The organism is Rhizobium sp. CBN3, from assembly GCF_030518245.1.
GTDB lineage: Bacteria > Pseudomonadota > Alphaproteobacteria > Rhizobiales > Rhizobiaceae > Rhizobium > Rhizobium aethiopicum_A.
Genome location: NZ_JAULSE010000011.1, coordinates 1 through 22159, shown reverse-complemented (window position 1 = coordinate 22159; position 22159 = coordinate 1). Strand labels below are relative to the sequence as shown.

General features: G+C 62.2%; 24 protein-coding genes. 14 read left to right on the top strand and 10 right to left on the bottom strand.

Going from position 1 to position 22159, the window contains the following annotated elements; translation table 11 throughout:
• The first annotated feature begins 60 nt into the window (after nt 1–60).
• Complete coding sequence (locus QWJ46_RS17595) at nt 61–522, top strand: hypothetical protein (RefSeq protein ID WP_302752433.1); 462 nt, start codon at nt 61–63, stop codon at nt 520–522.
• 113 nt (nt 523–635) lie between these two features.
• On the opposite strand, the gene QWJ46_RS17590 is transcribed toward QWJ46_RS17595, so the two are convergent.
• From QWJ46_RS17590 to QWJ46_RS17575, 4 genes are all read right to left on the bottom strand, one after another.
• Entirely contained in the window at nt 636–1766 is a 1131-nt protein-coding gene (locus QWJ46_RS17590; protein ID WP_302752431.1) for a site-specific DNA-methyltransferase, read from the bottom strand.
• Nucleotides 1767–1935: 169 nt separating this feature from the next.
• The gene (locus QWJ46_RS17585) at nt 1936–2349 is read right to left on the bottom strand and encodes a hypothetical protein (RefSeq protein WP_302752429.1); all 414 of its coding nucleotides are present in this window, start codon (nt 2347–2349) and stop codon (nt 1936–1938) included.
• A 147-nt stretch (nt 2350–2496) separates the two neighbouring features.
• A complete protein-coding gene (locus tag QWJ46_RS17580) occupies nt 2497–2847 on the bottom strand; it encodes an antibiotic biosynthesis monooxygenase (RefSeq protein ID WP_302752427.1) in 351 nt (116 codons plus the stop codon).
• A complete protein-coding gene (locus QWJ46_RS17575) occupies nt 2844–3173 on the bottom strand; it encodes an NIPSNAP family protein (protein WP_302752425.1) in 330 nt (109 codons plus the stop codon). Before QWJ46_RS17575 ends, QWJ46_RS17580 begins: the two co-directional genes overlap by 4 nt.
• Before the next feature lie 69 nt (nt 3174–3242).
• Here QWJ46_RS17575 and QWJ46_RS17570 point away from each other — a divergent pair, with 69 nt between their 5' ends.
• The 5 genes from QWJ46_RS17570 to QWJ46_RS17550 all read left to right on the top strand — a co-directional run bounded on the left by QWJ46_RS17570 (nt 3243) and on the right by QWJ46_RS17550 (nt 6803).
• Nucleotides 3243–3929 carry a helix-turn-helix transcriptional regulator gene (locus QWJ46_RS17570; RefSeq protein WP_302752423.1) on the top strand — a complete coding sequence of 229 codons (687 nt, stop codon included), beginning with the start codon at nt 3243–3245 and terminating at the stop codon, nt 3927–3929.
• A gap of 569 nt (nt 3930–4498) precedes the next feature.
• Nucleotides 4499–5074 (top strand): hypothetical protein, encoded by a 576-nt coding sequence (locus QWJ46_RS17565; RefSeq protein ID WP_210628902.1) that lies wholly within the window; start codon nt 4499–4501, stop codon nt 5072–5074.
• Between the two features lie 53 nt (nt 5075–5127).
• Nucleotides 5128–5472, top strand: coding sequence for a hypothetical protein (locus QWJ46_RS17560; protein WP_302752420.1), 345 nt, complete (start codon nt 5128–5130; stop codon nt 5470–5472).
• Between the two features lie 9 nt (nt 5473–5481).
• Nucleotides 5482–5925, top strand: coding sequence for a hypothetical protein (locus QWJ46_RS17555; protein ID WP_302752418.1), 444 nt, complete (start codon nt 5482–5484; stop codon nt 5923–5925).
• A gap of 188 nt (nt 5926–6113) precedes the next feature.
• Entirely contained in the window at nt 6114–6803 is a 690-nt protein-coding gene (locus tag QWJ46_RS17550; protein WP_302752417.1) for an HAD family hydrolase, read from the top strand.
• 203 nt (nt 6804–7006) lie between these two features.
• Here the strand turns inward: QWJ46_RS17550 and QWJ46_RS17545 are convergent, their stop codons facing one another.
• Nucleotides 7007–7654 (bottom strand): hypothetical protein, encoded by a 648-nt coding sequence (locus QWJ46_RS17545; RefSeq protein WP_302752718.1) that lies wholly within the window; start codon nt 7652–7654, stop codon nt 7007–7009.
• Between the two features lie 263 nt (nt 7655–7917).
• Between QWJ46_RS17545 and thrC the strand changes: the two genes are divergently transcribed.
• Genes thrC through QWJ46_RS17525 form a run of 4 tightly spaced genes read left to right on the top strand, consistent with a single transcriptional unit; the run spans nt 7918 to nt 14194 of the window.
• Nucleotides 7918–9342, top strand: a complete 1425-nt coding sequence (thrC, locus tag QWJ46_RS17540) for a threonine synthase (RefSeq protein ID WP_302752416.1) — start codon at nt 7918–7920, stop codon at nt 9340–9342.
• 3 nt (nt 9343–9345) lie between these two features.
• Nucleotides 9346–10641: a pitrilysin family protein gene (locus QWJ46_RS17535; RefSeq protein ID WP_302752415.1), complete on the top strand. Its 1296-nt coding sequence runs from the start codon at nt 9346–9348 to the stop codon at nt 10639–10641.
• Between the two features lie 28 nt (nt 10642–10669).
• On the top strand, nt 10670–11260 hold the full coding sequence (locus QWJ46_RS17530) for a GNAT family N-acetyltransferase (protein ID WP_184458350.1): 591 nt from the start codon (nt 10670–10672) through the stop codon (nt 11258–11260).
• A 21-nt stretch (nt 11261–11281) separates the two neighbouring features.
• Complete coding sequence (locus QWJ46_RS17525) at nt 11282–14194, top strand: sensor domain-containing phosphodiesterase (protein WP_184458348.1); 2913 nt, start codon at nt 11282–11284, stop codon at nt 14192–14194.
• 141 nt (nt 14195–14335) lie between these two features.
• Here the strand turns inward: QWJ46_RS17525 and QWJ46_RS17520 are convergent, their stop codons facing one another.
• Nucleotides 14336–14500, bottom strand: coding sequence for a hypothetical protein (locus tag QWJ46_RS17520; RefSeq protein ID WP_302752412.1), 165 nt, complete (start codon nt 14498–14500; stop codon nt 14336–14338).
• Here QWJ46_RS17520 and QWJ46_RS17515 point away from each other — a divergent pair.
• The 4 genes from QWJ46_RS17515 (at nt 14435) to QWJ46_RS17500 (ending at nt 19189) form a co-directional block, all read left to right on the top strand.
• Nucleotides 14435–17347 carry a UvrD-helicase domain-containing protein gene (locus QWJ46_RS17515; RefSeq protein WP_368046093.1) on the top strand — a complete coding sequence of 971 codons (2913 nt, stop codon included), beginning with the start codon at nt 14435–14437 and terminating at the stop codon, nt 17345–17347. The two genes, QWJ46_RS17520 and QWJ46_RS17515, sit on opposite strands and share 66 nt — an antisense overlap.
• Before the next feature lie 237 nt (nt 17348–17584).
• Nucleotides 17585–18004: a hypothetical protein gene (locus QWJ46_RS17510; RefSeq protein WP_302752408.1), complete on the top strand. Its 420-nt coding sequence runs from the start codon at nt 17585–17587 to the stop codon at nt 18002–18004.
• Nucleotides 18005–18112: 108 nt separating this feature from the next.
• Complete coding sequence (locus QWJ46_RS17505; RefSeq protein ID WP_302752407.1) at nt 18113–18421, top strand: Dabb family protein; 309 nt, start codon at nt 18113–18115, stop codon at nt 18419–18421.
• Nucleotides 18422–18496: 75 nt separating this feature from the next.
• Nucleotides 18497–19189 carry a substrate-binding domain-containing protein gene (locus QWJ46_RS17500; protein WP_302752405.1) on the top strand — a complete coding sequence of 231 codons (693 nt, stop codon included), beginning with the start codon at nt 18497–18499 and terminating at the stop codon, nt 19187–19189.
• 26 nt (nt 19190–19215) lie between these two features.
• Here the strand turns inward: QWJ46_RS17500 and QWJ46_RS17495 are convergent, their stop codons facing one another.
• The 4 genes from QWJ46_RS17495 to QWJ46_RS17480 all read right to left on the bottom strand — a co-directional run.
• Nucleotides 19216–20115 (bottom strand): metal ABC transporter solute-binding protein, Zn/Mn family, encoded by a 900-nt coding sequence (locus tag QWJ46_RS17495; RefSeq protein ID WP_302752403.1) that lies wholly within the window; start codon nt 20113–20115, stop codon nt 19216–19218.
• A gap of 16 nt (nt 20116–20131) precedes the next feature.
• Nucleotides 20132–21004, bottom strand: coding sequence for a metal ABC transporter permease (locus QWJ46_RS17490; RefSeq protein WP_184458336.1), 873 nt, complete (start codon nt 21002–21004; stop codon nt 20132–20134).
• Nucleotides 21001–21750, bottom strand: coding sequence for a metal ABC transporter ATP-binding protein (locus tag QWJ46_RS17485; protein ID WP_302752401.1), 750 nt, complete (start codon nt 21748–21750; stop codon nt 21001–21003). Before QWJ46_RS17485 ends, QWJ46_RS17490 begins: the two co-directional genes overlap by 4 nt.
• 160 nt (nt 21751–21910) lie before the next feature.
• Nucleotides 21911–22159: hypothetical protein (locus QWJ46_RS17480; protein WP_302752399.1), on the bottom strand; the 249-nt coding region annotated here is incomplete at its 5' end.

Genomic DNA, 22159 nt, shown 5'->3' with positions numbered 1-22159 from the left:
CGACCAGAAGCCACCTGACGGGTCTTTAACCACGTAGAAGCAGAGCGATAGGGCAATGTGATGACGAATAAATTGAAGCGTAGAACATCACGCTTTCTCGCGCTCGTCCTTCTGGCCTACGCAGGCAGCTGGACCGATGCCCAAGCTGACAACGGCCGCAACGACGAACTCGCTCCATTGCCACTCGCCCTCAATGACTACAAAGCATTCGTGCAGAAGCTGGCTACAGAAGTGCACGGAAACGAAGCCGCGATGGTAATGAAACTCCGTGGCCTAGGATTCAGCTGTTTCCCGAGCTCCGAATCCCGCGCGTTTGCCTGTGTGCGATTTGGCTGTCAGAAGCGGATCATCGGGCGAGGCTCTCTCCTTCAATGGACGGTGAATAGGTCTGACGCCATATTGGGAAAGCCCGGCTTTGACGGGGTAGCAATCAATTACTCCTGGGCGGCTCGCTGCATTCCCATGAAAGACATAGAGGAAGCTCAGCAACGCCTCCTTTCCGGTCGCAGCCCAATCGAATGAGGTCGACGATCTACAAATAGAAGACGCCCGAGGTCGGAACCCCGGGCGCCTTGGCCTTCTTCCGCAACTGGAGGAAACCGGAAGAAGGTATTTCGATCCCGCGAAGGTGCTGCTCACTCCACCTTGGCCAGATCACTGCGGATGACGGACCTCAAATCGTCGATCGGGCGCAGGGACTGCCCGTCTTCGAAATGCCAGAAGGTCCATCCGTTGCATGCATCGAGACCCTGCACCTTGGCGCCGAGACGATGAATGGAGCCGGCCTCGCCGCCGGAGGCCACGGTGCCGTCGGCGCGCACGATTGCGCTGTAGCGGCGCTTTGCGTCAGTCAGCACCTGGCCGGGCTTGATCAGACCGCTTTCAACAAGCACGTTGAAGGCGACCCGAAGCTCGGCCTTCTTGCCGGTCATGACGGTCAGCTCCGCCTTGCCGAGCGGCTCGACGGCGGCGATGCGGGCTGCGGCCGCATCGATATAATCCTGCTCGCGTTCGATGCCGACGAAGTGGCGGCCGAGGCGCTTGGCGACCGCACCCGTCGTTCCCGAGCCGAAGAAGGGATCGAGCACGATATCGCCCGGCTTGGTCGAGGCCATGATGACGCGGGCAAGCAGCGCTTCCGGCTTCTGCGTCGGATGCACCTTCTTGCCGTCCTCGCCCTTCAGCCGCTCATTGCCGTTGCAGATCGGGAACAGCCAGTCGGAACGCATCTGCACGTCGTCATTGGCAGCCTTCATCGCATCGTAGTTGAAGGTATAGCCCTTGGCCTTGGCATTCGGACTTGCCCAGATCATCGTCTCATGGGCGTTCTGGAAACGACGGCCCTTGAAATTCGGCATCGGATTGGTCTTGCGCCAGATGATGTCGTTGAGGATCCAGAAGTTCAGATCCTGCAGCGTGGCGCCGACGCGGAAGATATTGTGATAGGAGCCGATCACCCAGATCGAGCCGGTCGGCTTCAGCACCCGGCGGCAGGCGAGCAGCCAGGCGCGGGTGAAAGCGTCATAGGCCTCGAAGGAGGCGAACTGATCCCATTCGTCATCGACCGCATCGACCAGCGACTGGTCGGGACGATGCAGCGTTCCGCCGAGCTGGAGATTATAGGGCGGGTCGGCGAAGATCACGTCGACGGAGTGGTTGGGTAAGGCTTCAAGGGCGCTCACGCAGTCGCCCTTGATGATCGTGTCAACCCAGGAGTCCGCCTTGACGGAGGCCTTGAGGTCGGCAAGCGGAAAAACTGACGCCATTCTGATACTCACTCATACGCTTTACGCTTAACTCTCCGTTATGGTTACCCAACTTAGTTACCAAAGCCTGAAGCGCCGGCCGATTTCGGGAATTTATTGTGGCGGCGGCCGGCTCGGCTGGCCGCATCGTTGCCTGCCTGACGGCTGAATGAGTTCACTCTCACTCTGGCTAAAGTTCCAACACCCTCGCCAAAGGGCCGTCCTTCGCGGCGAGCCGTGACCTCCCAGGCGCAACCCCCTGTTGCAGTATCGCGAATAGTTGTCCACGTACCCATAGCTGCGCCTCAATCAGCCGATCGGCAGATTGCTGCCACTGAACCAGTAGCTCGGAGGCGCTTGCTATCGGCCTGAAATCGACATTGCTTACGAATTCTGCCGGATTTGAAAAAGGCAGTTTTGAAGGGTCGCTCCAATCCACCGCCTCGGGTGCAGGACCGCGATTGTACAACCAGACATCGCTGACAATCCCTCCCTCGGAATCCAAGAGATATGCATAGCCCTTGGCTCCGTCATCTTCGATGATGACCGAGTATCCTGTTCCTTCATCCGATAGCTGTGCCCAAAAATCCTCCGGCTTCTCCACCTGCTTCGCTCCTGTCCGTCACATGGATGCGCAGATACCTTCGCTGAAACGCACTTTGTCAACAACACCAGCATCTCTGGTAAAGACTCATTCGGGTCGATACAATCCGTATGTCCTTCAAGTGTTCAGCGGCCCTCGCCTCTCGAATCAGGCCGCGTCATGAACCTTGCGGCTATCGGCCGGCGCCTCGTCGCGTTCGAACATGCCGTAATCGCGCACGACACTGGCGATCCGCAGCCGGTAATCGGCGAAGACGCCGCCGCGGCCGGCCTGCTGGGCAGCCCGGTGGGCCTCGCGGTTGCGCCATTCCTTGACCGCCGCCTCGTCGCGGAAGAAGGAGAGCGACAGCAGCTTGCCGCGATTGGTCAGGCTCTCGAAACGTTCGATCGATATGAAGCCGTCGATCGTTTCGAGCTCGGTGCGCAATTCACCGGCGAGATCGAGATATTTGTGGCGTTCGCCCATATAGGGCACGACCTCGAAGATAACGGCGATCATGGCAGCACCAGCTTGGCGTGAGGGGCGGAGACGTTTTTCAGGAAGATGCGATCCTCCTTCAGGATGAAGCGTTCGCGACGGGCGATTTCGTAATTCTCACGGCCGAGCGGATCGGCGGCCAGCCTGGCGCGATAGGCTTCGTAGGCGGCGAGGCTTTCGATGTTATAGACGCCGTATGCCGTCGTCGCCGAGCCCTCATGCGGGGCGAAATAGCCGATCAGGTCGGCGCCATTGCTCGGGATCGCCTGGCCCCAGTTGCGGGCGTATTCGGTAAAGGCCTCCTTCTTGAACGGGTCGATCTCATAGCGGATGAAGCAGGTGATCATCGGGTTCTCCTTTGTGCTTCCCGGTTTTCGCACATTGCCGGACGGCGATGCTTCGGTTACGATCGAACTATGAAGGAAGGACCAGACATAGCCCAGATCGGCGCGCTGATCGGCGATCCGGCGCGGGCCAACATGCTGGCGGCGCTGACCGGCGGCCGGGCGCTGACGGCGACCGAGCTTGCCGGCGTCGGCGGCATCACGCTGCAGACGGCAAGCACGCATCTGGCCAAACTCGAAGCCGGCGGCCTGCTTACCCAGCGCAAGCAGGGGCGCCACCGCTATTTCACGCTGGCCGACGAGGCCGTCGCCCGGCTGATCGAAAGCATGATGGGCTTTGCCGCCGGACGCGGGCATCTGCGCCACCGGCCCGGTCCGAAGGAACCGGCGCTGCGCAAGGCGCGCATCTGCTACGATCATCTGGCAGGCGATTACGGCGTGCGCATGCTCGACAGCCTGATCGCCTCAGGCGCGATCGAGGCGGTCGGAGAGGGTCTGGCACTGACGGAAAAGGGCGAGAGCGATCTCGCCGGCATCGGCATCGACGTCGGCAATCTCAGATCCTCACGCCGCCCGCTCTGCCGCTCCTGCCTCGACTGGAGCGAAAGACGCGCCCATCTTGCCGGCAGCCTTGGCAAGGCGCTGCTTTCAAGCTTTCTCGACAAGGGCTGGGCCCGGCGCACCGCCGAAAGCCGGTCGATCCTCTTCTCACCGGAAGGCGACCGGCAGTTTCTGAAGCTGTTTCCGGTCGAGATGTAGCTTGTCGCGGTTCTGTGCCGACACGTTGCACCCACCCGCCCCCGTCCTTCGAGGCTCCGGCTTCGCCTGCGCACCTCAGGATGAGGGCTGATCGGGGTGCCGTGTGGCTGGCAGGAGAGGGCTGATCGGAGTGCCATGTGGCCGGCATGATGGGAGCTGATCGGGGTGCCGCGTGGTGGTAGGATGAGAGCTGATCGGTCTGCCGTGCGGCTGGCCGCTCTCCGTTCGGCCTTGTCCCTGGGTGTCTCGCAAGCGGCAGCCTCGGGGCGCGACCTCTCTCCGGCCTCATCCTGAGGTGCCCCGAAGGGGCCTCGAAGGACGGGGCCGGCCGCTGCCGCTTCAGGGCTGATCGGTTGTGCCTGCCGTGCCGACCGGCGGTTTCCGATGCCTCCGCAAATCGGCGCTCCCCGGCGCTTACCGCTCCCTCCCCACGAAATCAGCCCAAGGTCCGACACCTGTCCGACTGAGGTCCCACGACAGGAACAGCCGGTTAAAACCGTCGTTTGTCAAACAGTCGTCCATCCACTGAGGACGCGACGGCAACTGACCAACAATCGGAGGAATATCCTATGATGAAGGTAACACATCTGGCATTGGCGGCGGCCCTTCTGGCCGGCACGGCGGCGTCCGGCTTCGCCCAGTCTTCGAGCACAGTCGGCACCGGCGGTTCGACGGCCGGCGGCGGAACTGCGAGCAGCACCGTCGGTACTGGTGGCAGCTCTGCCGGCGGCACCTGCCCGGCTGGTGCGACCAACTGCAATTCAGGCTCGTCCTCGACACTCGGCACCGGCGGCTCGTCGGCTGGCGGCGGCACCTCGAGCAGCACGGTCGGTACCGGCGGCTCGGCCGCGGGCTCGGGCTCTGGATCCGGTTCCGCCTCTACGCTTGGCACCGGTGGCTCGTCGGCCGGCGGCGGCACCTCCAGCAGCAGCGTGGGCACGGGCGGTTCCGCCGCAGGTTCGGGCGATGCAAATTCGGCATCGAGTGTCGGAACCGGCGCTTCGTCTGCGGATGGAGACAAGACCGGCAGCACGGTCGGCACCGGCAGCAGCGCGGCAGGCAGCTCGCACGACAACAAGGGCAAGAAAGGCTGCGCACCTGGCCAGGTCAAGAAAGGTGCCGCCGGCACCGAGGATTGCAAATGATGATCTCGGCCGGCGCCTTTACAGGCGCCGGCCAAACCTTTGGAGATAAACCAATGACCCGGTTTTCCACAATCGCACTGACGGCTTCGCTGGTTCTGATCGCCGGCCCGACAATGGCCGAAGAGATCAAGCTCGACGACGGAACGACATGCACGATCGTCCAGTCTCAAGCGGGAGACACGTCAACCACCGTCACGGCCGGCAACGGGCACGTGTCCTCGTCGACCACGACGGGCAGCGGTTCGACCGGCTCCACTTCGTCATCCGCCTCGGCTGGCTCCTCGGCGGGATCGGGAAGCGTCGACAGCTTCTCGACGGCAAGCGTGACCCGGCCGGACGGCACCGTCATCACGAAACGGTCCGATGGAACCTGCTCCATTACCAAGCCGAACAAATAGGAGATGACAATGAAACCTATCAACCTTATTGCAGCCGCCTCGATCGCGCTCCTCGCATCGAGCCCGGCCGTGCTTGCGGAGGAGTGTAATGCGGCCGGCACCGTCGGAACGGCGGGGAGCGCTTCGGCCGGAGGCACATCCGCCAGCTCGGTCGGAACGGCGGGCGTCTGTCAGACCGATGGCGGCACGACATCGTCGATCGGATCGGGCGGAAGTGCGGCCACAGTCGACGGAAAGGCGCAAAGCAAGACTCATATCAACGATAATGGCGACAAGCTGAAGGCGCAGACCAAGGCCCAGGCCGTCGACAAGGGCACGTTCAGCAAGTCCCGCACCAAGACCAGTGTCAACGGCGACAGTCTGGATAGCACGACCCGCACCATGTCGCACGTGCCCGGCGAAAAGCCGGTCATGAGCACCACTAAGAAGAAGATCCTTGTACCGGAACAATAACCGGATCGGGCTCGTCTTCTTGAACTTCGACGAGCCCTGCCCCTCCAGTATCACCATCCAGCAGCGACCACGAGCCGGTCGCTTGCCGCATCGCAGCCATGCTTGAGATCAGGTTGAGCTTTGCCCGGCCATCGTGTAAAGCCGCAGCATCCCCGGACAAGACCAGATTTCCAGCAAGGCGCGAACATATGGACGGCTTCGATCTCATCATTTTCGACTGCGACGGTGTTCTCGTCGATTCCGAAATTATCGCGGCCGAAGTCGAATCCGCGCTGCTGACGGATGCCGGATATCCGATCGGCGTCGAGGAGATGGGCGAGCGTTTCGCCGGCATGACCTGGCACAACATCCTGCTGCAGGTCGAGCGCGAGGCCAGCATCCCGCTTTCGGCCTCGCTGCTCGATAAGTCCGAAAAGCTGCTCGACATCAGGCTGGCGAATGACGTCAAGGCGATCCCGGGCGTCGAATTCGCCGTCTCCAGGTTGCCGATGAAGCGCTGCATCTGCTCGAATTCCAGCACGAAGCGGCTCGACATGATGCTGGGCAAAGTGGGCCTGAAGCCGCTATTTGCACCCAACATTTTCTCCGCCAAGGATCTCGGCGCCGACCGCGTCAAGCCGAAGCCGGACATCTTCCTGCACGGCGCAAGCCGCATGGGCATCTCTCCCGACAAGACGGTGGTGGTCGAGGATTCCGTCCACGGCGTGCACGCGGCCCGCGCCGCCGGCATGCGCGTCATCGGCTTCACCGGCGCCTCGCACAGCTACCCCGCTCATGCCGACAAACTGACCGATGCCGGCGCCGAAACGGTGATCTCGCGGATGAACGACCTGCCGGGCGTGGTTGCCGCGCTCGCGGCGTGGGAAGGCGTGCTTTAGGTCTTCAGGCAATACCCTCTCTTCCCTCATTCCTGTGCTTGTCACAGGAATCCAGTGCGCCCAAGTCCTTGGGCGCGGAAGACTCTTTCCTCAACAACAAGTGAGTTATTCACGGCGCCGACGCGCCGTGGCTGGATTCCTGTGACAAGCACAGGAATGAGGGAAGTCAGCATCCAGGCCCCTGGAAACGGGCCGATATCGGCTCAGCTGCTTTTCTTGCCCTTGGCCGGCTGGGTGTCGAAGCCGACGTTGACGCGCACCAGGGCGCCGGCGCCGACCGGCATCTTGATGCCTTCCTTGCGGAAGATGACCTGCGTGCCCGGCGAGCCCGCCGGGATTTCGGTCGGGAACTTGGTGACCTCGGAGTAGAGCACGTTCTCGCCGTCGAGGACGCTGACGCGGATCGGCAGCGTCACCGGGCCGGGAGCGCCGGCCGGGCCGGTGATCAGGCGCAGCTGGGCGACGACCGTCATCGTCAGATTGGTGTCGTTCAGCATGCACTGACGGGTGTAATCGCCGAAGGAGGCCTGGACGGCGATCTGCTGCGGATCGTCCTTCTTCCCCTTGGCATAAGTGCGGAAGATCGCATCCTGATCGCGCATGAAGATCTGCGGGCAGGCGCCCTGGACGACCGGGGCGACGGCGCCCTGGGCGGTCGTGGCCGTGCCGATCGACGGATTGTTCGACGAGGGGTTGGCGGGCGCCAGCGGCATGATCTGGGCGTTGCCGTTCGGCTGGGTGGGCGCAGCCTCCGATTTGCTGTCGCCGCCCATGCCGAGCGAATTGCAGCCGGCGAGCAGGGCGGCAAGAGAAGCGGAGACGATGAGACGCGAGACCTTGCCGAGCACGATATTCCACCCCTTGCACAAGCGTTTCTTGGAGGCCCCATGTCTTTTGCGTGAGGCCTTTCACGACGGTTTGCGATGGTCTATATCAGCGGCTCAAACAAAAATCGATTGGGTACGCGCCGTTTTGATGCACTTTTCGCCGCCGGATGCGGGCAACTTCAACAAGATAACGGCGATCATATGTCCGCAGCGCCGCGCCTTCTCGGTTTCCGGCAAAGCAAGCCACGGCCGCGCCCGGCCGGATTTCTTCCAGCGATAGATCAAGGATGACGAACGTGGACTATATCTCGACCCGCGGCGAGGCCCCTTCCCTCGGCTTTTGCGACGCCCTCTTGACGGGGCTGGCGCGCGACGGCGGGCTTTATGTTCCGCGTGAATGGCCGCACTTCTCCAAAAAGCAGATCCGTGCGCTCAGGGGCAAGAGCTATCAGGAGATCGCCTTCACCATTCTTTCGCCCTTCACCAATGGCGAGATCCCCGAGGCGACCTTCCGGGCAATGATCGACGAGGCCTACGGCACCTTCCGCCATCCGGCGATCGCGCCGCTCGTCCAGACCGGGCCGAACAGCTTCGTCATGGAGCTCTTCCACGGCACGACGCTCGCCTTCAAGGACGTGGCGATGCAGCTGCTCGCCCGGCTGATGGATTATGCGCTGGAAAAGCGCGGCGAGCGGGCGACGATCGTCGGCGCCACCTCGGGCGATACCGGCGGGGCGGCGATCGACGCCTTTGCCGGGCGCGAGCGCACCGATATCTTCATCCTCTTCCCGCACGGCAAGGTCTCGCCGGTGCAGCAGCGGCAGATGACCACCTCGACCTCGTCAAATGTGCATGCGCTCGCCGTCGAGGGCAATTTCGACGACTGCCAGAATCTGGTGAAGGCGATGTTCAACGACGCGGCCTTCCGCGACAGGGTCCGTCTCTCCGGCGTCAACTCGATCAACTGGGCCCGGATCATGGCCCAGATCGTCTATTATTTCACGACGGCGGTGACGCTCGGCGGCCCGGACCGCAAGGTCTCGTTCACGGTGCCGACGGGCAATTTCGGCGACATCTTCGCCGGCTACTGCGCCAAGCGCATGGGCCTGCCGATCGACCGGCTCGTCATCGCCACCAACGAGAACGACATTCTCGCACGGACGCTGAAGACCGGCCGCTACGACATGAAGGCGGTCAAGGCGACGAGCTCGCCGTCGATGGATATCCAGATCTCGTCGAACTTCGAGCGGCTGCTGTTCGAAGCCTATGGGCGCGACGCCTCGAAGGTGCGCGCGGCGATGGAAAGCCTCAAGCAATCCAAGGGCTTCGAGATCGCTCCTGAGGCGCTGAAGGCGATCCGCCGCGACTTCCGCGCCGGCCGCGCCAGCGAGCGGCAGGTGGCCGAGACGATCCGCAAGACCCATGCCGAGACAGGCTATCTCCTCGATCCGCATTCGGCGATCGGTGCCTTCGTCGCGGCCAAGAACGAGAAGCCGAATACGCCGATGGTGACGCTTGCGACCGCGCATCCGGCGAAATTCCCGGTCGCCGTAAAATCGGCCAGCGGTATTGACCCGGCGCTTCCGACGTGGCTTGCTGGTCTGATGCAAAGGGAGGAGCGCTTCCAGATCATCAAACCGGAGCTGAAAGCCGTTGAAACCTTTATCGGCCAGCACGCCCGCAGCGAGACGACAGCAGGCGCAGAAAGATAGCCAATGACAGTTGAGTGCACCCGGCTCAAATCCGGGCTGACAGTAGTCACAGAAACCATGCCGCACCTGGAAAGCGTTGCGCTCGGAGTCTGGATCAAATCGGGATCGCGCAACGAGACGGAAGACGAGCACGGCATCGCCCACCTGCTCGAACACATGGCCTTCAAGGGCACGGCGCGCCGCACGGCCCGCCAGATCGCCGAAGAGATCGAGGATGTCGGCGGCGAGGTCAACGCCGCAACCTCGACGGAGACGACCTCCTATTATGCCCGCGTGCTCAAGGACCATGTACCGCTCGCCGTCGACATCCTCGCCGACATCCTGACGGAATCGGCCTTCGAGGAGGAGGAGCTGGAGCGTGAGAAGCAGGTGATCCTGCAGGAGATCAACGCCGCCAACGACACGCCCGACGACGTCGTATTCGACCGTTTCTCCGAGGCTGCCTATCGCGACCAGACGCTCGGTCGCGCCATTCTCGGCACGCCGCAGACCGTCGTCTCCTTCACGCCGCAGCAGATCCGCACCTATCTCGGCCGCAACTATACGACCGACCGGATGTTCGTGGTGGCGACCGGCGCCGTCGAGCATGAAGAATTCCTGCGCATGGTCGAGCAACGTTTCGCCAGCCTGCCGACGCAGCCTTCGGCGCCGCCGGTGATGGAAGCGGCGCGTTATATCGGCGGCAGCGTGCGCGAACCGCGCGACCTGATGGATGCGCAGATCCTGCTCGGCTTCGAGGGCAAGCCCTATCACGCCCGCGACTTCTACTGCTCGCAGATCCTCGCCAATATCCTCGGCGGCGGCATGTCCTCCAGGCTATTCCAGGAAGTGCGCGAATTCCGGGGCCTCTGTTATTCCGTCTATGCCTTCCATTGGGGTTTCTCCGATACCGGCATCTTCGGCATTCATGCCGCCACCGGCGGCGAAAACCTGCCGGAGCTGGTGCCTGTGATCATCGACGAGCTGCACAAGTCGGCCAACGAGATCCAACAGAAGGAGATCGAACGCGCCCGCGCCCAGATCCGCGCCCAGCTGCTGATGGGCCAGGAGAGCCCGGCCGCCCGCGCCGGCCAGATCGCACGGCAGATGATGCTCTACGGCCGGCCGATCTCCAATCCGGAGATGATGGAACGGCTGGAGGGCATCACCATCGAACGGCTGACCGACCTCGCCGGCCGGCTGTTCTACGACACGGTGCCGACGCTTTCGGCGATCGGGCCGCTGGAACAACTCGCGCCGATGGAAGACATCATCGCCTCGCTTTCGGTCCCCGCGCCGAAGACGATGCAGGCCAGCTGAGCCGACGTCCGTCTGCCGGGAGTGATCGATGCCAAAATCGGTGTTTCGGTTCCTGTCGCGGCAGCCGGATGCGGTGGAGCTGGAGAATGAGAAATACCTCTTGCGCCTGCCGCGCTACCAGGATTTCAACCAGTGGCACCGGCTGCGCGCCGAAAGCCGCAAATTCCTGGAACCCTGGGAGCCGACCTGGCGGCGCGACGAGCTGACGGAGGGCGCCTATCGCGCCCGCGTCATCCGCGGCAAGCAGGAATATGCCTCCGGACAGGCGATCCCGCTGTTCATCTTCCTCAAGGAAAACCGGACGCTCGTCGGCGGCATCACCATCGGCTATATCAGGCGCGGTGCGGCACAAAGCTGCATGATCGGCTACTGGATGGGCGAACGTCATGCCGGCCAGGGGCATATGTACGCTGCCCTTCAGTTGGTTATTCCTTACATCTTCTCCGGGCTTGAGTTGCACCGTATTGAAGCAGCCTGTATTCCAGATAACGCGCGCAGCATGCGTCTGCTTGAAAAGGCCGGGTTTCAGCGGGAAGGTTATCTGCGCGGATATTTGAAGATCAACGGTCAGTGGCACGATCACGTGATGTTCTCACGGCTCGCCACCGATACCGGATAAAGGCAGGAAAACCGACAGCCGATGACCAGAAACAGCATGCTGCCCAAGTCACCGTCCGGACGAGTGATCGCGGTGATCGCAGCCCTTTTCCTGGCGGTCTTCGCCCTTTCGGCGGGCGTTGCCCAGGCGGCCGAACCGGTGAAGATTTCCCGTGACGATACCGCGCTCGATCTGACGGCGACGACCGAGATCTACGCCAACCAAGGCGAGGCCTTCCAGGTGTCGACAGCCGCCGGGGCCGACGGCATCCGCCGGCGCATCGAGGTCCGGGCGAGCTCGGAGAACCATCAGGGCGACTGGGCGGTGTTTGCGCTCGCCAACGTCTCCGAGGAACAGCTGGAGCGCGTCATCGTCGCGCCGCATTTCCGCCTGGTCAATTCCAAGCTGTTCTGGCCCGATCTCGGCTCGCAGCGCATCAGCGCCATCACCCCGAGCGAAGGTTTTGCGCTCGATCGGCAGCCGAGCGACGAAGCCGACGTCTTCCGCATCACGCTCAATCCCGGCGCCGTCATCACCTTCGTCGCCGAACTGTCGACGCCGGAGTTGCCGCAGATCTATCTCTGGGAACCGAACGCCTACAAGGATACGATCAACGCCTTCACGCTCTATCGCGGCATCGTGCTCGGTATTGCCGGCCTGCTCGCCGTGTTCCTGACTATCCTCTTCGTCGTCAAGGGCACGTCGATGCTGCCGGCAACCGCCGCACTTGCCTGGGCGGTGCTCGGCTATATCTGCGTCGACTTCGGTTTCCTCGGCAAGCTGATCAGCGTCGCCTCGGCCGACCAGCGAATATGGCGGGCCTGCGCCGAGGTGGCGCTCGCCTCGAGTTTCGTCATCTTCCTCTTCACCTATCTGAACCTCAACCGCTGGCACGCGCATCTCGGCTACGCCACACTCGCCTGGGTGCTCGGCCTGGCCCTGCTCTTCGGCGTGGCGATCTACGATCCGTCGATCGCCGCCGGCATTGCGCGGCTTTCCTTTGCGCTAACGGCGGCGACCGGCCTGCTTTTGATCATCTATCTCGGCTTCAACCGCTACGACCGCGCCATTCTGCTGGTGCCGGCCTGGGCGCTGACGCTCGTCTGGCTGTTCGGGGCGTGGCTGACGGTCACCGGCCGGCTCGACAACGACATCATCCAGCCGGCGCTCGGCGGCGGCCTGGTGCTGATCGTGCTGCTGATCGGCTTCACCGTCATGCAGCACGCCTTTGCCGGCGGCGCCTTCCAGCAAGGGCTGTTTTCCGACCTCGAGCGGCAGTCGCTGGCCCTGACCGGCTCCGGCGACATGGTGTGGGACTGGGACGTGGCGCGCGACCGCGTCGTCACCATTCCCGACGTCTCGGTCAAGCTCGGCCTCTCCCCCGGCACCATGCACGGAGCGGCGCGCAACTGGCTGCCGCGGCTGCATCCCGACGACCGCGACCGCTTCCGCGCCACGCTAGACGTGCTGCTCGAACACCGCCGCGGCCGGCTGAACCACGAATTCCGCATCCGCGCCGAGGACGGGCATTTCCATTGGCTCTTGATCCGCGCCCGGCCGGTGCTCGGCTCCAACGGCGAGATCATCCGCTGCGTCGGCACAATCGTCGACGTCACCGAGCAGAAGAATTCCGTCGAGCGGCTGCTGCACGATGCGCTGCACGACAATCTGACCGGCCTGCCGAACCGACAGGTCTTCCTCGACCGGCTGCAGTCGGTGCTGGCGCTGGCTCCGGCCGGCGAGACGCTGCGCCCGACTGTCATGGTGATCGACATCGACCGCTACAAGCTGGTCAATGATTCCCTCGGAGTGGCCGCCGGCGACAATATCCTCATCGCACTGACGCGGCGCCTGCGCCGTCTGATGAAGCCGCAGGACACACTGGCGCGGCTTGCCGGCGACCAGTTCGGCCTCATCCTGGTGTCCGAGCACAATCCGGCCAAGGTCGCCGATTTTGCCGATGCTGTGAGCAAGGCGATCATGGTGCCGATCAATTTCGCCAGTCGTGAGATCATCCTGACGGCCTCGATCGGGCTCGCTTCCTGGGTCGACCGGCAGGAGAGCGCCAGCGGGCTGCTCAGCGACGCCGAGCTTGCGATGTATCGGGCAAAACGGGCCGGCGGCAACCGCGTCGAACCGTTCCAGCCGGCCTTCCGCGACTTCGGCACCGACCGGCTGCAGCTCGAAACCGATCTGCGCCGCGCCATCGAACGGAAGGAACTGTCGATGGTCTACCAGCCGATCGCCCGGCTCGAGGACGTCGAGGTCGCCGGCTTCGAGGCGCTGATGCGCTGGGAACATCCCAAGCGCGGCAATATCCCGCCATCGGAATTCATTCCGCTTGCCGAGGCCTCCGACATCATCGGGGCGCTCGGCATGTTCGCGCTCGAACAGGCGACCAACGACCTGATGAGCTGGCAGAACCAGACCGGCGAACTGCCGATCTTCGTGTCGATCAACCTGTCGAGCGTGCAGCTGCTGAACAATGAGCTTTATGACGACGTGCGTTCGGTTCTCGCCAAGACGCATTGCACGCCGTCGCGGCTGAAGCTTGAACTGACGGAATCCATGGTGATGGAAAATCCGGAGCAGGCCCGCCTGGTGCTGCAGAAGCTGAAGGAAGCCGGCATCGGGCTGGCGCTCGACGATTTCGGCACCGGCTATTCCTCGCTTGCCTATCTCACCCGCTTCCCCTTCGACACGATCAAGCTCGACAAGGCGCTGGTGCGCGACAGCAGCGACAAGAAGGCGACCGTGCTCAGATCGGTGATATCGATGGCGCGCGAGCTCGAGATGAAGGTGGTGGCCGAAGGGATCGAATCCAACGAGGACGCGATCGAGCTTGCCAAAATGGGCTGCAGCTACGGGCAGAGCTATCTTTTCGGCCCGCCGATGCCGTCGGACTCGGTGCTGCGGCTGCTTCGCGACCGGTTTCCGCTGACGAAACGGGCGTGAGGGAAGGCGATCGGTCTCAGCGCTCTGACCCGATCCGTCACTACAGTGCAATAGGAAGGGTGTGCCTCTGACTGGGAGGTCGCTCTTCGACGCAGGCGCTTCGGCCGCTAGCTTTCGGCTCGTGCGCGTCATCTTTACTAATCATGATGTATTGGTCGAGTCATTGGCGCCGGTATAGCCAAGTTGCGCCGGCGCACGATAAAAAGGGCCGCGATATTGGTTCGATTGCAACAACGCCCATTGTTTGGACTGCTTGCGAACCCGTTCGGGACGACGTTTCGACTCGTGGAACTTGGCGGAGATCATCTGCGGCTTACACGCCGAGGATTGATCACATCGGTATCCCTGGAAGCAATATCGTCAGCACCATTCGTTCGGCGGGGGATGCTTGGTGCGACCATGAGTGTCACCGCTACGGAGCGCGACGACATCGTCATTCGTGGCGTAGGACATTCTGATGCACAGGCATTTGCTGAACACGTCAAAGCCGCGTGGATCGCGTTCAACCTCTCGGCGCTCGAGCGCGAAGCAGATCGCTTGCGTCGACTTCACACGGCAATCGTCAAACTGACGGAGCCAGAGCGCTATCCGGCCGCCTGCGAGATTGCTCCCCTTTTGAGCGAAGCGAGAGCCATTGACGTCTCGCTGCTATCGAAGCTGCAGCCAGATGCCATTGGGCCCGAGGCAGCCGAGCGCATCGCGCTTATCAGGAGGTTCGTTGCTGATCCTGGCGCAATGAGAACGAATGCGATCGTCACCTTTCTCACTGCCGAGCTCGAGCGCTGGAAGGACTTTTTCGACACGATCGAGAGCAAACCGCTGACGCCGGAACAGCGCCTTTCCGTCGTCGTAGACGAGGACGCAACGCTGGTGCTAGCCGGTGCCGGATCAGGAAAAACCAGTGTCATCACTGCCAAGGCTGCCTATCTCGTCAAGGCTGGGATCCGCCACCCGGACGAAATTCTGCTGCTGGCATTTGCAAAGAATGCCGCTGAGGAGATGTCAGAACGGGTCGAAGCGCGCTCGGGCGTGGCGATCGTGGCGCGAACTTTCCACGCGATTGCCTATGACATCATCGGCATGGTCGAAGGGTCGAAGCCACCGTTGGCCGATCACGCCACCGACGACGTGAAATTCACGAACTTGATCAAACAGATCCTGAAGGATCTCGTTCACGCGTTGTCCGAAGTCTCCAGTGCAATCATCCGGTGGTTCGCGCACTTTCTGGTCGAGCCAAAGACCGAATGGGACTTCAAGACGAAGCACGATTTTTACAGCCATATGGAGAAGCAGGATCTACGCACGTTGCAGGGCGAAAAGGTCAAGAGCTACGAAGAACTGCAAATCGCCAACTGGCTTTACGAAAACGGCATCGAGTACGAGTACGAACCCAATTACGAGCACAAAATACATGAGACCGGACGCCGCGACTATTGCCCGGACTTTCGGCTGACTGATAGCGGCATCTATATCGAGCATTTTGGTGTGCGGCGTCAGAAAATGCCGGATGGCAGCGAGCGGCTGATCACGGCACCCTTCGTCAATCGTGATGAATATCTGGCAGGCATGGCCTGGAAGCGCCAGGTTCACGCCGAACATCAAACCCGGCTCGTCGAAACCTACAGCTACGAGCGGCAGGAGGGGCGTCTGCTCACCGGCTTGGCAGAGAAACTTGCCCCGCATGTAACGTTAAAGCCTCGCCCCGCCGATACGATCTTCGATCGGGTTGTTGAACTGAACCAGATCGACAGCTTCTCGCAACTGCTCGGAACGTTTCTGCGCAAGTTCAAGGGTGGTGGTTACAGCCTCGCCGATTGTGACGACAAGTCCGAGCGATTGACGCTCGGTGGGCGCGCCAAGGCGTTTCTTGCTGTGTTTGAACCTGTTTTCGCAGAATATCAAAAGCGGCTGGGTGGAAGGATCGACTTCGAAGACATGATTCTGCGAGCCGCTCACTACGCCGAAACGGATCGATATGTCAGCCCGTTCCGCCACATCCTCGTCGACGAGTTCCAGGATATCTCGCAAAGCCGTGCCAGGTTGGTGAAGGCGCTGAAAGCCCAGCGCCCAGACGTGCGCGTCTTTGCCGTGGGCGACGACTGGCAATCGATTTTCCGCTTTGCAGGGTCCGACATTCATCTGATGCGCCACTTCGGCGATGAATTTGGCGGGAGCTTCAACGGGGAAACCGGCGTGCACAGGACGGTCGATCTTGGCCGCACCTTTCGATCGATCGACCAGATTGCATTCGCATCCAAAACCTTCGTGCTAAAGAACCCGGCCCAGATCTCCAAACAGATTGTTCCAGCAGGGAAAGCAACCGAGGCGGCCATCAAGATCGTGATGGCGCCGAAGAACGAGGATGAGAAAAAGCTCCGCGAGGTTCTTACCGGACTGTCCGCCAAGCTTGGACCTGCAGGTACCGCGAGCGTTTTGCTGCTCGGGCGGTACCGATTTCTCGAGCCGCACATGAGGGACCTGCGGCGCAGGTTTCCCCAACTACGCCTCAGTTTCAAGACGATCCATGCGTCGAAGGGCCTTGAGGCCGATCACGTGGTCCTCTTGAACGCAGACAGCGGTCGGATGGGATTTCCTTCCGAGATTGTCGATGACCCGTTGCTCGCCTTGGTCTCGCCGGAAGAAGAGCTGTTCGAGAATGCGGAAGAGCGGCGGGTGATGTATGTCGCCATGACAAGGGCCCGTCATACCTTGACGATCATAGCCTCGAACTCGCGACCATCCTCTTTTGTCACCGAACTCAGCAAGGATCCCGAATATGGCATCGCGGCCCAGTCGGGCGCAGAACAGGCTGCGCACGCATGCGGGGAGTGTGGTGGCCGGCTATTGGACGTGCGGGGGCAGGATGGTCGAACATGGTATCGCTGCGAACATGTCGAGCACTGCGGAAATCTGCTACCTGCCTGCTCGTCCTGTGGTGCGAGCCTTCCCCGTCGTCTGGACGGATCGGCCGAGGCTCGGTGTGCATGCGCTGCCAGCTATCCGGCATGTCCGCAATGCAAAGATGGATGGCTGCTTGAACGATCCGGGCGTTATGGTCGTTTTTTTAGCTGCGCTCGGTATCCAACCTGCACCGGCAAGGCTCAGCTTTCGACCAGCATGGCAGGTGTCAGGGCGACAAAGTCAAAGCGTTAGTACTCGCTCACCTTGCGACCTCCACAGCTCCACCTCCGGCGCGACAAGCGGTGCCTCCTTAAACTGCAGAATCAGCGGGTGTCCGATTTCACTCGGAGGGACGCGAAAGCGTTCTCGATAACACCACCTGAGAGGCGCATTTGACTACTGTTGGGGTAATTCCCTGCCCTTTCATGGATGCCCATTGACCAACGGCCCGCGATGTGCGCCTCTCATTGCTTGCACAAGGAAAATCCGATGCTCAAGCTTCTGCTCGCCCTCTCGGTCGGCGCTTTTTTCGTTTCGCCGCTTCAGGCCGGTGACATCCATCCGGTCATGAGGTCGTGCATGCCTGGGGTGAAGCATTGTGAGCGATGGGCCGAGGAATTCCCGACGGCGCTGGCGCTGGCACAGAAGGGCGATCATGCCGCACAGCAGACCGTGGCTTTCTGCCTGTCTTCCGGATGCCATGGCGCGGTGGTCGTCGACAGGGTCGCCTCCTGCAGCTGGCACCTCGTCATCACCAATTCGGGTGCGGCCACCGTGCTCGACCGCTCCAACCTCAGGAACACCTGTCGGCCGATGACGCCGGCTCAGAAGGACGAAGCCCGTGCTCACGCCGGCGAGCTCGTCCGCAAGATCTATAATCGTGACATGGCGGCGACCGACCAGATGTAGGCCCCGCCCTCCTCCGGCGCTCGGCCAACGACCGGCGTCAAAAATAAATCTCATTGCCCTCCCCGCTTTGGCCGCTATTCTCCTCTCAAGAAAATCGGGAGGACCATAATGATCCTGCACTGCGTGTTCCTGCGGCTGAAGACGGCGATGACGATGGACGACAAGCAATCGCTGTTCGACGCGATCGTCGCATTGAAACAGGTCATCCCCGGCATATTGGATATCAAATACGGGCCGAATGTTTCGCCCGAAGGCCTGCATGCCGGCTTCGTCGATGGTTTTGCCGTGACCTTCGAAAGCGCCGAAGCGCGGGATGCCTATCTCGTCCATCCCGAACATGTGACCGTCGGCGAGCGTATCGTTTCCTCGACGGACGGCGGCCTTGCCGGCATCCTGGTCTTCGACCTCAATCTGTGAGAACGGCCGGCAGTTGCGGAATGCAGCTGGTATCCGTATCGTAAGGCGATCGTTCCACCGATTTCAGGTTGGGCCATGCATCAGCAGATCCAGCTTTTTGGCGCTATCGCGGTCCGGCCCGCCGTCCTTGCTCTCATTCCCCGGTTCGAAACTGCCACGGGATTGACCGTTGCGGTCAGGCGGGAAGTCAATCCGACAGTCAAGAAGCAGATCGAAGCCGGAGAAGCTTTCGACCTCGTCATCATCAATCCGTCCATGGTGCAGGATCTGACTGCCACGGGAAAGGTCAAGGCAGGGAGCCAGGTCTGGTTTGGCCGAGTCGGGATGGGTGTGGCGGCAAAGGCGGGCAGCCGGCCACTGGACATAAGATCCGTCGACGCATTCATACACGCATTGAAAAGCGCCGAAACGATCGCTTACGCCAGTGACGGAACCAGCGGCGGCTACTTCTCCGCTTTGCTGGATCGGCTGGGAATAGCCGATGAGGTAAAGCCGAAGCTCGTGGCCGTACCTGGAGGGCAGACGGCGTCGGCCGTCTGCCAGGCGAAAGCCGAGCTGGCCGTCGTTCCAGTGACTTCGATTCTCGCCGCCGCTCCCGAAGTCGTGCTCGCCGGCCGATTTCCGGCAGAACTGCAAAGTTACATCGACTTCGCCATCGGCGTCAGCGCCGATCTGCGGGATGCAGAAGCCGCCAGGCGGCTCTCGGAGTTTCTGACCTCGACCTCGGTTGACGACATCCTCGCGGCAAAGGGTGTCGAGCGCCGCTAGCGCAGCGGCACACGAACCCCCTATCCTTAGCTCGATTTCGCCATGGCGGCGGCGAGCTGATCGACATTGTAGCGGAACATCTTCTCATAGGTCGGCGCCGGGCCCTTGGCATCGGAGAGCGATTCGACATAGAGCTCGCCACCGGGTTCGGCGCCGGTTGCCTTGGCGACCTGCTTGACCAGGCGCGGATCGTTGGAATTCTCGAAGAAATAGGCCTTCACACGCTCGCTCTTGATCTGCTCAATCAGCTTGGCGACGTCGGCGGCGGACGCTTCGCTCTCGGTGGAAAGACCGAGCGGCGCAAGGAAGCTGACATTATATTCGCGGCCGAAATAACCGAAGGCATCGTGGCTGGTCAGGACCTTGCGGCGGTCGTCGGGAATCTTGTCGAATTTCGAATGGGCGTATGCGTTGAGCTCATCGAGCGTCTTTGAATATTTCTCGGCATTGGCCTTGAAGGCGGCGGCATCGGCGGGATCGGCCGCCGACAGCGCCTTTTCGATGTTGGCGACCCAGACCTTGACGTTAACGGGGCTGTTCCAGACATGCGGGTCGGTGATCTCAGAACCATCCTCTTCCATGGTGCGGGTGACGACGCCTTCGGAAACCGTAACCGGCTTGCCCTTATAGCCCGAGGCGCTGATCAGCCGGTCCATCCAGCCTTCCAGCCCTTCGCCGCTGACAAAGGTGACTTCAGCCGCCTTCAAATTCTTCGCGTCGGCGGGCGACGGTTCGAATTCGTGGGGATCGCCGTTCGGACCGACGAGGCTCGTCACCTTCACATGCTCGCCGCCGACCTCTTTGACGACATCGGCAAGCACGGTGAAGGACGCCACAACCTTCAGCGTTTCGGCCGAGGCGGGTGCCGCCGAGAGCACCAGTGCGGGAAGTGCAGCGGCGGCGAGAAGCAGTCTGCGCGATATCATCGAAGTCTCCTTGAAGTCAGCCCTTCAGATGCGGGCGGGGAAAGAGGCGCCGGGCGATGCCGGAGGGCGCGAAAAGGATTGAGAAGGCGTAGATGAGGGCCGCCGTCATGATGATCGTTGGGCCGGAGGCGAGTTCGAGATGGTAGGAGGCGATCAGGCCGAGATAACCGGAGGCGGCGCCGGTCGCGGTCGCAATCAGCATCATCACGGGCAGGCTGCGCGACCAGAGCTGGGCGACGGCGGCCGGCAGCATCATCAGGCCGACCGCCATCAGCGTGCCGAGCGCCTGGAAGCTGGCGACAAGGTTCAGCACCACGAGCAGCAGGAAAAGGACATGGTAGACCGGCCCACGTCCGCCGACGGCTCTGAGAAAACCGGGATCGAAGCATTCGGCCACCAGCGGCCGGTAGACGGCGGCGAGGACGACGAGCGTCAGCGAGGTGATCGCGCCGATCTGGTAAAGTGCCGGCGCATCGATCGCCAGGATGGTGCCGAAGAGCACGTGCAGCAAATCGATGTTCGAGCCGCGCAGCGAGACGATCAGCACGCCGAGCGCCAGCGACGCGAGATAGAAGCTGGCGAAGCTCGCATCTTCCCGCAGCACGGTCATGCGGCTGACGGCGCCCGAGAGCAGCGCCACCGACAGGCCGGCGACAAGGCCGCCGAGGCCCATTGCCGTCAGCGATAGCGAGCCGGCGACGAGATAACCGAACGCCGCCCCGGGCAGCACCGCATGGCTCATGGCGTCGCCCATCAGGCTCATGCGCCTCAGCATCAGGAAGACGCCGATCGGCCCGGAGCCCAGCCCGAGGCAGAGGCAGGCGACAAGGGCGCGGCGCATGAAACCGAAATCGGCGAAGGGCGCGAGAAAGAGATCGTAGGCCGTCATGCCGCCGGCGCCTCTTCAGCTTCGCAGGCGGCGGCATCCTCGTCCCAGCGCTCGGCCATGGCGCGGGCCTTCATCAGATTGGCGGAGGACATGACCTCGGCGGTCGCCCCCCACCCGACAAGCTCGCGGGCCAGGAGCAGGGTTTGCGGGAAATGCGCGCGGACGAGCTCGAAATCGTGCAGCACGGCGATGACGGTGCGGCCCTCGCCATGCCAGCGGAGGACGAGTTCGACGAGATCCCGGGTCGTGCGGGCATCGATCGCGGTAAAAGGCTCGTCGAGCAGAATGACGCCGGCGTCCTGTAGCAGCAGGCGCGCAAAGAGCACGCGCTGGAACTGGCCGGCTGAGAGCGTTCCGACATGGCGCCGGCCGAAGCCGTCGAGGCCGACGGCGGCAAGCGCCTCGCCTGCCCTCTCCAGGTCGGCGGGCCCGACGCGGCCAAAGGCTCCCCTCGTCTTCCAGACGCCGAGCATGACGGTGTCGATGACCGAGATCGGAAAGCGGCGATCGATCTCGGCCGCCTGCGGGAGATAGCCGAATTCCGCCCGGCCAAGCCGATGCTCGATCCTGCCTTCGGCCGGCCGAAGCTCACCCATGATCGCCTTCAGCAGCGTCGACTTGCCCGCCCCGTTCGGCCCGGCAATCGCCGTCAGGCTGCCGGCGGCGAAGGCGCCGGAGACATGATGGACGGCCGGGTGGCGGTCATAGGCGATGGTGAGATCGTCGAGACGGATCAATGGCGTCATGGCAGCAACACCGCCCAGTGGATGGCGAGCCAGAGGACGGCAATGACCAATGTGATGCCGACTACCCTCAATAAGGCCGATTGTCCCATGAGGCTGATGGGAAGGCGATCGGGGTTTCGCGGCATGGCTGATCCTGCAATGTAATAACATTACAGTTATGTTATAACGATTGCGGCAAGATTGAGGCGAGAGCGGGACTTTGGTGGATGCGGCGGTTCTCTGCCTCCCCTTTCGTTTGGGCGACGATGAGGCTCAGAGAGGCAAGCGCCGACATTCCAGAGAGCCTCCTCCTGAGAGTTTGTGAAGCTTTTGAAGCTGGCGCGTTTCTGGCCGGTCTTGGTTTGCCGATGTAATCGATCGTCAGACGATTGCGCGGTGCGTTCGGATGGTCGCTTGTTGGCGTCAGGGT

Coding starts and splice junctions, on each gene's coding strand:
- QWJ46_RS17595 (WP_302752433.1), top strand. CDS start 61: ATGACGAATAAATTGAAGCGTAGAACATCACGCTTTCTCGCGCTCGTC.
- QWJ46_RS17590 (WP_302752431.1), bottom strand. CDS start 1,766: ATGGCGTCAGTTTTTCCGCTTGCCGACCTCAAGGCCTCCGTCAAGGCG.
- QWJ46_RS17580 (WP_302752427.1), bottom strand. CDS start 2,847: ATGATCGCCGTTATCTTCGAGGTCGTGCCCTATATGGGCGAACGCCAC.
- QWJ46_RS17575 (WP_302752425.1), bottom strand. CDS start 3,173: ATGATCACCTGCTTCATCCGCTATGAGATCGACCCGTTCAAGAAGGAG.
- QWJ46_RS17570 (WP_302752423.1), top strand. CDS start 3,243: ATGAAGGAAGGACCAGACATAGCCCAGATCGGCGCGCTGATCGGCGAT.
- QWJ46_RS17565 (WP_210628902.1), top strand. CDS start 4,499: ATGATGAAGGTAACACATCTGGCATTGGCGGCGGCCCTTCTGGCCGGC.
- QWJ46_RS17560 (WP_302752420.1), top strand. CDS start 5,128: ATGACCCGGTTTTCCACAATCGCACTGACGGCTTCGCTGGTTCTGATC.
- QWJ46_RS17555 (WP_302752418.1), top strand. CDS start 5,482: ATGAAACCTATCAACCTTATTGCAGCCGCCTCGATCGCGCTCCTCGCA.
- QWJ46_RS17550 (WP_302752417.1), top strand. CDS start 6,114: ATGGACGGCTTCGATCTCATCATTTTCGACTGCGACGGTGTTCTCGTC.
- thrC (WP_302752416.1), top strand. CDS start 7,918: ATGACGAACGTGGACTATATCTCGACCCGCGGCGAGGCCCCTTCCCTC.
- QWJ46_RS17535 (WP_302752415.1), top strand. CDS start 9,346: ATGACAGTTGAGTGCACCCGGCTCAAATCCGGGCTGACAGTAGTCACA.
- QWJ46_RS17530 (WP_184458350.1), top strand. CDS start 10,670: ATGCCAAAATCGGTGTTTCGGTTCCTGTCGCGGCAGCCGGATGCGGTG.
- QWJ46_RS17525 (WP_184458348.1), top strand. CDS start 11,282: ATGACCAGAAACAGCATGCTGCCCAAGTCACCGTCCGGACGAGTGATC.
- QWJ46_RS17520 (WP_302752412.1), bottom strand. CDS start 14,500: ATGATCTCCGCCAAGTTCCACGAGTCGAAACGTCGTCCCGAACGGGTT.
- QWJ46_RS17510 (WP_302752408.1), top strand. CDS start 17,585: ATGCTCAAGCTTCTGCTCGCCCTCTCGGTCGGCGCTTTTTTCGTTTCG.
- QWJ46_RS17505 (WP_302752407.1), top strand. CDS start 18,113: ATGATCCTGCACTGCGTGTTCCTGCGGCTGAAGACGGCGATGACGATG.
- QWJ46_RS17500 (WP_302752405.1), top strand. CDS start 18,497: ATGCATCAGCAGATCCAGCTTTTTGGCGCTATCGCGGTCCGGCCCGCC.
- QWJ46_RS17495 (WP_302752403.1), bottom strand. CDS start 20,115: ATGATATCGCGCAGACTGCTTCTCGCCGCCGCTGCACTTCCCGCACTG.
- QWJ46_RS17490 (WP_184458336.1), bottom strand. CDS start 21,004: ATGACGGCCTACGATCTCTTTCTCGCGCCCTTCGCCGATTTCGGTTTC.
- QWJ46_RS17485 (WP_302752401.1), bottom strand. CDS start 21,750: ATGACGCCATTGATCCGTCTCGACGATCTCACCATCGCCTATGACCGC.